Source organism: Actinobacillus ureae ATCC 25976 (assembly GCF_000188255.1).
Taxonomy (GTDB): domain Bacteria; phylum Pseudomonadota; class Gammaproteobacteria; order Enterobacterales; family Pasteurellaceae; genus Actinobacillus; species Actinobacillus ureae.
Genome location: NZ_GL831081.1, coordinates 612,604 through 621,823 on the forward strand (window position 1 = coordinate 612,604; position 9,220 = coordinate 621,823).

General features: G+C 41.5%; 9 protein-coding genes. 2 read left to right on the top strand and 7 right to left on the bottom strand.

Features of this window, described 5'->3' with window-relative positions; genetic code table 11:
- Positions 1-63 precede the first annotated feature (63 nt).
- The 7 genes from fusA to HMPREF0027_RS10885 all read right to left on the bottom strand — a co-directional run bounded on the left by fusA (position 64) and on the right by HMPREF0027_RS10885 (position 7,414).
- On the bottom strand, positions 64-2,169 hold the full coding sequence (gene fusA / locus HMPREF0027_RS10855) for an elongation factor G (RefSeq protein WP_005625211.1): 2,106 nt from the start codon (positions 2,167-2,169) through the stop codon (positions 64-66).
- Positions 2,170-2,270: 101 nt separating this feature from the next.
- The gene (gene rpsG, locus HMPREF0027_RS10860; RefSeq protein WP_005625213.1) at positions 2,271-2,741 is read right to left on the bottom strand and encodes a 30S ribosomal protein S7; all 471 of its coding nucleotides are present in this window, start codon (positions 2,739-2,741) and stop codon (positions 2,271-2,273) included.
- A gap of 136 nt (positions 2,742-2,877) precedes the next feature.
- Positions 2,878-3,252 carry a 30S ribosomal protein S12 gene (gene rpsL, locus HMPREF0027_RS10865; RefSeq protein WP_005543325.1) on the bottom strand — a complete coding sequence of 125 codons (375 nt, stop codon included), beginning with the start codon at positions 3,250-3,252 and terminating at the stop codon, positions 2,878-2,880.
- A gap of 122 nt (positions 3,253-3,374) precedes the next feature.
- The gene (gene rfaC, locus HMPREF0027_RS10870) at positions 3,375-4,334 is read right to left on the bottom strand and encodes a lipopolysaccharide heptosyltransferase RfaC (protein ID WP_044024561.1); all 960 of its coding nucleotides are present in this window, start codon (positions 4,332-4,334) and stop codon (positions 3,375-3,377) included.
- A 75-nt stretch (positions 4,335-4,409) separates the two neighbouring features.
- Positions 4,410-5,447: a lipopolysaccharide heptosyltransferase II gene (gene waaF / locus HMPREF0027_RS10875; RefSeq protein ID WP_005625217.1), complete on the bottom strand. Its 1,038-nt coding sequence runs from the start codon at positions 5,445-5,447 to the stop codon at positions 4,410-4,412.
- An 82-nt stretch (positions 5,448-5,529) separates the two neighbouring features.
- A complete protein-coding gene (locus HMPREF0027_RS10880; protein WP_005625219.1) occupies positions 5,530-5,985 on the bottom strand; it encodes an MliC family protein in 456 nt (151 codons plus the stop codon).
- Positions 5,986-6,058: 73 nt separating this feature from the next.
- The gene (locus HMPREF0027_RS10885) at positions 6,059-7,414 is read right to left on the bottom strand and encodes a LysM-like peptidoglycan-binding domain-containing protein (protein ID WP_005625221.1); all 1,356 of its coding nucleotides are present in this window, start codon (positions 7,412-7,414) and stop codon (positions 6,059-6,061) included.
- A gap of 339 nt (positions 7,415-7,753) precedes the next feature.
- Here HMPREF0027_RS10885 and HMPREF0027_RS10890 point away from each other — a divergent pair, with 339 nt between their 5' ends.
- The gene (locus tag HMPREF0027_RS10890; protein WP_005625222.1) at positions 7,754-8,119 is read left to right on the top strand and encodes a ComEA family DNA-binding protein; all 366 of its coding nucleotides are present in this window, start codon (positions 7,754-7,756) and stop codon (positions 8,117-8,119) included.
- A 173-nt stretch (positions 8,120-8,292) separates the two neighbouring features.
- Entirely contained in the window at positions 8,293-9,186 is an 894-nt protein-coding gene (gene asd, locus HMPREF0027_RS10895) for an archaetidylserine decarboxylase (RefSeq protein WP_044024527.1), read from the top strand.
- Positions 9,187-9,220 lie beyond the last annotated feature (34 nt).

The following is a 9,220-nucleotide window of genomic DNA, read 5'->3' on the forward strand; positions in this document are numbered from 1 at the left end:
CTTTGATAGCTTCCTAGAAATAAGCCTCCGCCCTATTGCTGAGGCTTTAAGTTAAAAGATAAATTATTTAGCTTTACGAGCTTCAATAATTGCATTAGCAACACTTGTAGGTGCTTCTGCGTATTTTAATGGTTCCATTGAGTAAGATGCACGACCTTGAGTTTGTGAACGTAAGTCTGTTGCATAACCAAACATTTCTGATAATGGAACTTCTGCATTGATCTTAACAACGAACTCATTCGCTTCTTGACCGTTAACCATTGCACGACGACGGCTTAAGTCACCGATTACATCACCAACGTAGTCTGGTGGAGTTTCCACTTCAACTTTCATGATTGGCTCAAGTAATACTGGGTTAGCTTTTGCGAACGCTGCTTTAAACGCTAATGACGCTGCAAGTTTGAACGCTAACTCAGATGAGTCAACATCGTGGTATGAACCGAAGTGTAAACGTACACCGATGTCTTCTACTGGGTAACCCGCTAATGGACCAGATTTAAGTTGTTCTTGGATACCTTTATCAACTGCAGGGATAAATTCACCAGGAATTACACCACCTTTGATCTCGTTCACGAACTCGTAACCAGGACCTTCTGGGTCTAATGGGTATAAGTCGATTACAACGTGACCGTATTGACCACGACCACCAGATTGTTTTGCGTGTTTACCTTCAACATCGTTAACACGTGTACGGATAGTTTCACGGTAAGATACTTGTGGTTTACCGATGTTCGCTTCAACTTTGAATTCACGACGCATACGGTCAACGATGATATCTAAGTGTAACTCACCCATACCTGAGATGATAGTTTCACCTGACTCTTCATCTGTGTGAACACGGAATGAAGGGTCTTCTTGTGCAAGACGACCTAACGCTAAGCCCATTTTCTCTTGGTCAGCTTTAGTTTTTGGTTCTACCGCTACAGAGATTACCGGCTCTGGGAATTCCATACGCTCAAGGATGATTGGCGCATCTTGTGCGCATAATGTGTCACCAGTACCAACTTCTTTTAAGCCGATTGCTGCTGCGATATCGCCCGCACAAACTTCTTTGATTTCTTCACGTTTGTTAGCGTGCATCTGTACGATACGACCGAAACGCTCACGTTTTTGTTTAACTGAGTTGTAAACTGTATCACCAGAGTTGATTACACCTGAGTAAACACGGAAGAATGTTAAGTTACCAACGAATGGGTCAGTTGCAATTTTGAATGCAAGAGCTGCAAATGGCTCTTCATCGCTTGCGTGACGCTCACCTTCAGTTTCGTCTTCGTTGATACCTTTGATTGCTGGGATATCTGTAGGTGCCGGTAAGTAGTCGATTACCGCATCAAGCATTGCTTGAACACCTTTGTTTTTGAATGCAGAACCACAGCAAACTGGGATAATTTCGCTTGCTAATACGCGTTGACGTAATGCTGCTTTGATTTCTTCTTCAGAAAGATCACCTTCTTCGAAGAACTTTTCCATTAACTCTTCTGATGCTTCAGCTGCAGCTTCTACTAACATTGCACGACGTTCTTCACATTCAGCAAGCATGTTTGCTGGAATATCTTCGTATGTGAAAGTCATACCTTGGTCAGCTTCGTTCCAGTTGATTGCTTTCATTTTGATTAAGTCAACCACACCTGTGAAGCTGTCTTCTGCACCGATAGGAAGTTGTAATGCAACTGCGTTACCACCTAAACGAGTTTTGATTTGCTCAACAACACGTAAGAAGTTTGCACCTGTACGGTCCATTTTATTTACGAATGCGATACGTGGAACACCGTATTTATTCGCTTGACGCCATACAGTTTCTGATTGAGGCTGAACGCCTCCAACCGCACAGTATACCATTACCGCACCGTCAAGAACACGCATAGAACGTTCTACTTCGATTGTGAAGTCTACATGTCCCGGAGTATCTATAACATTGATACGGTGTTGTGGATATTGTTGTGACATACCAGACCAGAATGCTGTTGTTGCAGCAGATGTGATCGTGATACCACGCTCTTGTTCTTGTTCCATCCAGTCCATTGTTGCTGCACCATCGTGAACTTCACCGATTTTGTGACTTACGCCTGTATAGAACAAGATACGCTCTGTAGTAGTTGTTTTACCCGCATCGATGTGCGCACTGATACCGATGTTACGGTAAAGTGAAATAGGGGTTGTACGAGCCATTTTTATTTATTACCTTGTTTGGGATTTAAATTAAAATTCTTAATAAGGGTAAGGCTTCACCACACATTTGGATGAAGCCTTTAAGATGTAAAGCTAAGCAATTACCAACGGTAGTGAGCAAACGCTTTGTTCGCTTCAGCCATACGGTGAACGTCTTCACGTTTCTTAACAGCTGAGCCTTTGTTATCCGCCGCATCTGAAAGTTCGTTAGCTAAACGTAATGCCATTGATTTGTCACCACGTTTACGAGCTGCTTCAACGATCCAACGCATAGCTAATGCGTTACGACGAGCTGGACGAACTTCAACTGGTACTTGGTAAGTAGAACCACCAACACGGCGAGATTTAACCTCTACTGTTGGACGTACGTTTTCTAACGCTGCTTCGAAAGCTTCTAAAGCTTCTTTACCAGTACGTTGTACTAAAGTTTCTAAAGCACCGTAAATGATTGATTCTGCAGTAGATTTTTTACCATCTACCATTAAAACATTAATAAATTTTGCAAGTAATTCTGAACCGAACTTTGGATCTGGAAGAATTTTGCGAGGTTCAACACTACGACGACGTGGCATTGTAAATACTCCGTTTATATATTCAGGATAATCCAAAACTCATCTATTGTGTGTGATAGCACATCACGATTGACTGGAGTTTATGGTTTAAATTTTTGATTAATTTAGACGTTTGGCCTTACTTAACGGAGATCCATTAAGCTTTAGGACGTTTAACGCCGTATTTAGAACGACCTTGTTTACGATCTTTAACGCCTGCACAGTCAAGTGCACCACGTACAGTGTGATAACGCACACCCGGTAAGTCTTTAACACGACCACCACGGATTAATACAACACTGTGTTCTTGTAAGTTATGACCTTCACCACCGATGTATGAAGTTACTTCAAAGCCATTTGTTAAACGAATACGGCACACTTTACGTAATGCTGAGTTCGGTTTTTTAGGTGTAGTAGTGTATACACGAGTACACACGCCACGTTTCTGCGGGCAAGCCTCTAATGCAGGAACGTTGCTTTTTACAACCTTTTTCACACGCGGTTTGCGTACTAATTGGTTGATAGTTGCCATTTAAAAGCTCCAGTTAAAATTATTCAAAATAAAATTAAAAAACACCCTTTCAAAGACGAAAGGACGGTAAATTCTAGTGTTATACGGACCAAAAGTCAAGTATTCACCACGGGATAAATTGATTATTCTGTGATCAGCGTTTCTAACGTTTGTAAGACACGATAAGGTAAAATATTTGCCATACCGTTTCCGGTCAGATAATGCTGATTTTTACCGTAAGCGCCGATTAATTTCGGGTCGGTTGCACCGTATAAAATCACGTTTTGTTTATCCAATGCCGCCGCTAAATGGCTCAAACCGGTATCCACCGACAACACGGCTTTCGCACCGGCAATTTGTTCCGCTAATTCAGTGAGTGATAATTTCGGTAATACCGTCACATTGGCACTTGCTTCCACCAAACGCATGGCTCGTTCTTTTTCTTGCGCATTTCCCCACGGCAAGCGAACTTCTACTCCTTGTACGCTTAATTCTTGAATCACTTCCCACCAATAATCTTCTTTCCAATGCTTATCCGCTCTCGTTGTTGCATGAATCGCAAGCAGATAAGCGGTTGAATTTTCATATTTTTTTGCAAAATGAGTAACAATCCCATAATCACCCAATCTGTCGGGAAGAGTATAATTCAATGACATCGCAAATAACTTGCGAATCCGTTCTACGGCATGTTGCTGATAAGTAATATCAAACCTGTGATCATAAAACAGACTGCTTAACCCTTCTCGAGCAGAATATTTGTCGTAGCCGTATTTTGTTCCTTTTGCCTGCTTGGTTACCAATACCGCACTTTTAATCAATCCTTGCGCATCAATCACCGCATCATATTTTTCTGAGCGAAGTTGTTTTAGGTAAGCTTGCCATTCCAGCCAAGTTTGACGCTGACACAAGTTCTTGCGCCAACGACGAATCGCTAACGGGATAACCTTATCTACCGCCGAATGCCAATGCGGAATTTCACTAAAATTTTCTTCCACCGCCCAATCGAATTGGATATTCGGAATCGTATTTTTAGCATCCGTCAACGCAGGCAAAGTATGAATCACATCCCCCATCGAGGACGTTTTTACAACTAAAACTTTCATTTCTTTATCTTTCATAATGAATATGAACAAGCGGTCGAAATCTGCAAAATTTTTGCAAAAAATGACCGCTTGTAATTAGCCTAATAATGCGTCTAATTTCTCTATAACCATTTCCGGCTGAATATCAATTAAGCTTTGGTGGTAGCCTTCAGCAGCATCGCCTTTGCGAATTTTAATCAAACCGCCCTCGATTAAACGAATAATCACCGCTTTATCAGAAAGTGGTGGCGTATATTGCGGGCTGGTTGGCCCGTAAAGCGCAACTAACGGTTTGCCTAATGCCGCAGCAATGTGCATTAGCCCAGAGTCATTACTTACCACCGCACGACAATCGGCAATTAAATCAACTGCTTGATTCAAGTCGGTTTGCCCTGCTAAATTGACGCAATAACGCTGCAAATTTTCCGCTAAACTTGCACGAATTTGTTCGCCGACTTCTTTATCTTTATTAGAGCCGAACAGATGTACCGCATAACCTTTTTTGATAAGCATTTTCGCTAATTTTGCATAATGATAATGCGGCCAACGTTTTACCGGCCCGAATTCCGCTCCTGGGCAGAAGCCGATTGCCGGACGTTGTTCAGCATATTCAAACTGTTTAGTAAATTTCGCTTTGGTCGCAGTGATCTCAGTCGCTTGCGTTCGTAGATAAGGTACTGGCATCGGCAATGCTTTGGCATCCGGCACGGCATTTTTCTCAAAAGCCAGCGCAACATAACGCTGTATCATCATCGGGTAATCTTGCTTGTTATTACGCAAATCATTTAAAAAGAAATAGCGGCTTTCACCTTTCCAACCTCGGCGCACCGCAATTTTAGCGAATAGAGGAATAAATGCCGATTTAAGCGAATTAGGTAACACAACCGCCATATCATATTGATTTCTCAGCGATTTTCCTAATTGATAACGCTCACACAGACGGAATGAACCATGCCCAATCGGCATCGAAATCGCTTTCCGCACTTCCGGCATTCGAGCAAGCAGCGGACGACACCAATCTGGAGCCATCACGTCAATTTGACAATTCGGATATTGAACCTTAAGTTGTTGATATAGTGCGTGCGACATCATCATATCGCCGACCCAAGACGGGCCAATAATTAAGATATTCATTGTCTTCCTTTTATTCAAATAACAAGCGGTCAAATTTAGCCTATTTTTTGCAAAAAACTAAGCCAAAATGACCGCTTATTTTCTACGGTTTAAGTTTACACTCACTGGCAAGAACACTATTGCTATTATCTGTGAGAGAAGCTTCACCATTTAAACGTTCTTTCCACGTCCAGCGGATATTGCTATATTTTTTACCGTCTCTCGTGACTGCCGGCGATAACGTATGTGTTGTATTACCGTAAGTAACCAAAATCGCTTGTTGGTTACCTACTTTTCGTTTCGCCTTATTATTCACCTTTTTTGCTTTAGAACGCTGAACCTTTACAACCACATCATTTTTACAAATAAACTGTGTTGAGGTCTGGCTCTTTACCACGGTCACTTTTTCTGTCGGCTTAATTTCCGTTTGAGCCTGTTGTATGACCGTTTGGACTCGTTGTACTTGCTCAATCGGCGCTTCTAAAGGCTTACACCCTGCCAGTGTCAGCAAAGCGGTACATACTGCTAAATAACATGGCTTTTGAAAAAAAACACTCATTTTACAACTACTCTCCTTCTCAAAATTTTGAGAAAAAAAGAGCAACGTTTGTAGCGCTGCCCTTTGATTTTAATTATTTAAAGCTATAGCTACCGTCTGCTTGACGAGTAAACTTACCGCCAGAGCCGATACTCATTTCAACTACGCGGTTATTTTTATCTAAACGTACGCTTACACGCTCACCCACTTTTAGATTGCTTACCACTTTGTTGACTTTACTCATCGCATTTACATCCGAGATATTTAAACCGTTATCACGGAATACTTGCATCAATGATGTACCTTTTGGCACTGTCATGGTTTTACTTGCAACTGCCACTACCGTTGCCGGTTTTGTCGGCGCTGTTTTAGCTGCCGTAGGTGCTGCTGTTTTTGCCACCGGCCTACCTGTTTCTACATTCTTCACCAATTGATCTAATTGTGCATTCTTCGCTTTTTTCGCATTAAATTCATCTGCCGTAATAGCTTTCACTTTCGGTTGTTTCGGTGCTTCAGCCTGATGAATCACGCTACCTTGCGTTTTAGGTTTAACCGGTGCAGGTTGCACAACCGGTTTATCCACAACCGGAGCCGGCTCAACTTTTGACTCTTCAGCAACTACGTTCGTAGTTGATGCCGTAGCAGCTGGAATTTCTGTTGTCGGCGTAACGCTTGTCGCCGGAGCTGCCTCAGTTGTTGGTTGTGTAGTCGCAACATTCATATCTTGCTGAATTTGTTGTGCCTGTTGTGCTTGTTGCTGAGCAATTGCTTCTTGCTCGGCTTTTGCTTGCGCTTCCGCACGTTTTGCTTCTTCTTCATCTACCGGGCGGAATTCAATTGGTAACGAACTACCTTGTTGAGACTGTAACTCTTCAACAGTTTCCGGCGCGCTCGGTTTTAACCAGAAGAAAATAGCGGCTAAAATTGCAGCTAAAATTGCTACTAATCCCAAACGACGGAATTTAGATGGCACACTCGCTACTGCAACAGCTTCAGCTGCTGGGGTAGAATTCACGGCAGGAATTACACGATTTTCATTACTCGTATTCATCGTAGGCTTTTCCTCTGTAACTAATTTTCCAACTTGTTCCGGCTCTGCTTTTTTCACTTCTTCAGCGGTTTCTTCCGCTACCGGTGAGAACGCAAAACCTGAATTTTGTGCAACTTTCAGTTCTTCTGTTTCTGAAATTTCTGTATTCACCTTTTGAGCTTCCTCAATGGATTTTAATGGCGTTGTATCATCAACAGGACGCTTCATCACAGGCGTAAAAGTATAGCTTGGTGCTTGATTTGAATGTAATGATACCGTTGCATTGCTTGCAATCACTTTTGCCGCTTCAACAGATTTTGCGCTATCTGAATTAATGATTGCTTCTGCTACTTGCTCCGCCGATTGTGCAACAGACGGCTCGCCAAAAGTTGGCTCTTTACGAAAATTATTTTGTGACATTTAACTTTCCAATTTTAGGTGAAAAAAATAATGGGAAATTCCCCCGCTGAATAAATTATCCCCATTTTAAAGTATTTCTCTTTAATCAGCACACGATTTTTCAGAAAATTTATATTTAGACGCGGTAATATTTGTTAAATATTTTACAAAAGCTCCAAATCTTCACATCACACCATAACTTTATATCCTCATTTTACTATTTTCGACCATAAGATAAACAATTTTCTCGATCTTGATCGCAAAAATAATGCTCACCAATTGCTCACCTCTTTATTTAACCTGTAAAGTGCTTGAAAGCAAAACGATTAAAAAACAATCTTAGACACAAAGGAGACATTTATGAAAACACATTCAAAACTTGGCTTAAGCCTGTTAATCGGTATGTTATCTGCCGGCACTTTTGCGGCAGAAAAAGTAAAGCAATCCAATGCAGAACCGACACCAGTGGTTCAAAATGCGCCAGCAGTCAGCACAGAACAGCATAAGTCGGAAGCCATTACGAATGCCAATTTAATTAATATCAATACAGCGACTGCCGCTGAAATTCAAGATAAATTAGTGGGTATTGGCGCTAAAAAAGCCCAAGCTATTGTTGAATACCGTACAAAAAACGGTGCATTCGGCAGCCTAGAGCAACTAACCGATGTTTCCGGTATTGGCAAAGCCACACTGGAAAAAAATCGCGAACGTATTGTATTGCAATAATCACACTCATATAACATTTGCTGAGTTAGGGTAATATGTGGCCTAATTCCTCTATCTCTATGCTACATCTTAACTCAGCCCCTTGTTACTTTTTGATGACATTAGGTAATTCACTTTTCTTTCTGTTATACTTTGCGCCTATTTCTATAATTGAACAAAAAGGATACAACCTAATGTCTTTAAAGCCATACTCTACACCTACTTATTGGCAACGAGTGAAAGTCGCATTTCAATACATTTTTCCACAATTACCTGTTACTCGTTTAGCAGGCTGGCTGGCAGAACAAAAATGGGGGGGGGTGACCCACTTTATTATTCGTACATTTGCTAAACAATATAATGTGAACCTATCAGAAGCGCAAAAAAGCAATGCATCTGATTATGCAACTTTTAATGAATTCTTTATTCGTCCATTAAAAGAAAATGCTCGTCCGATTAACCAAGACGCACAAGCACTTTGCTTACCGGCAGATGGTAAAGTGAGCGAATCAGGCAAAATTGAAGATGATCGTTTACTACAAGCGAAAGGTCATTTTTTCACCCTTGAGACTTTATTAGCGAACGATCAAGAAATGGCGAATAAATTTAAAGACGGCCATTTTATTACCACTTATTTGTCACCACGTGATTACCACCGTGTACACATGCCGTGTGATGCAACATTGCGTAAAATGATTTATGTACCGGGCGAATTATTCTCGGTCAATCCGTTCTTAGCTGAACACGTACCAAATTTATTTGCACGTAACGAACGTGTGATTTGTGAGTTTGAAACTGAATTCGGGCCAATGGTGCAAATTCTTGTCGGTGCAACAATTACGGCAAGTATGAGTACCGTTTGGGCTGGCGTGATTAATCCACCTCGTGCGAAAGACGTTGTGATATATCACTATGAAACCAGCGGCGAAACTGCCGTACACCTGAATAAAGGTCAGGAAATGGGAGCATTCCGCTTAGGTTCAACCGTAATTAACCTCTTCCCGAAAGATAGTGTTGAATTCGAAGCTCACCTACAAGCCGGCATAGAAACTCGCATGGGTGAACGTTTGGCGAAAATCCTTAAATAATCTCCATAATTTCTTTTTAATTAAGCACGATTAT

Excerpts from the sequence above, each read along its gene's own strand:
- asd (WP_044024527.1), top strand. The coding sequence starts at position 8,293 with ATGTCTTTAAAGCCATACTCTACACCTACTTATTGGCAACGAGTGAAA.
- rpsG (WP_005625213.1), bottom strand. The coding sequence starts at position 2,741 with ATGCCACGTCGTCGTAGTGTTGAACCTCGCAAAATTCTTCCAGATCCA.
- HMPREF0027_RS10890 (WP_005625222.1), top strand. The coding sequence starts at position 7,754 with ATGAAAACACATTCAAAACTTGGCTTAAGCCTGTTAATCGGTATGTTA.
- rfaC (WP_044024561.1), bottom strand. The coding sequence starts at position 4,334 with ATGAAAGTTTTAGTTGTAAAAACGTCCTCGATGGGGGATGTGATTCAT.
- HMPREF0027_RS10885 (WP_005625221.1), bottom strand. The coding sequence starts at position 7,414 with ATGTCACAAAATAATTTTCGTAAAGAGCCAACTTTTGGCGAGCCGTCT.
- fusA (WP_005625211.1), bottom strand. The coding sequence starts at position 2,169 with ATGGCTCGTACAACCCCTATTTCACTTTACCGTAACATCGGTATCAGT.
- waaF (WP_005625217.1), bottom strand. The coding sequence starts at position 5,447 with ATGAATATCTTAATTATTGGCCCGTCTTGGGTCGGCGATATGATGATG.
- rpsL (WP_005543325.1), bottom strand. The coding sequence starts at position 3,252 with ATGGCAACTATCAACCAATTAGTACGCAAACCGCGTGTGAAAAAGGTT.
- HMPREF0027_RS10880 (WP_005625219.1), bottom strand. The coding sequence starts at position 5,985 with ATGAGTGTTTTTTTTCAAAAGCCATGTTATTTAGCAGTATGTACCGCT.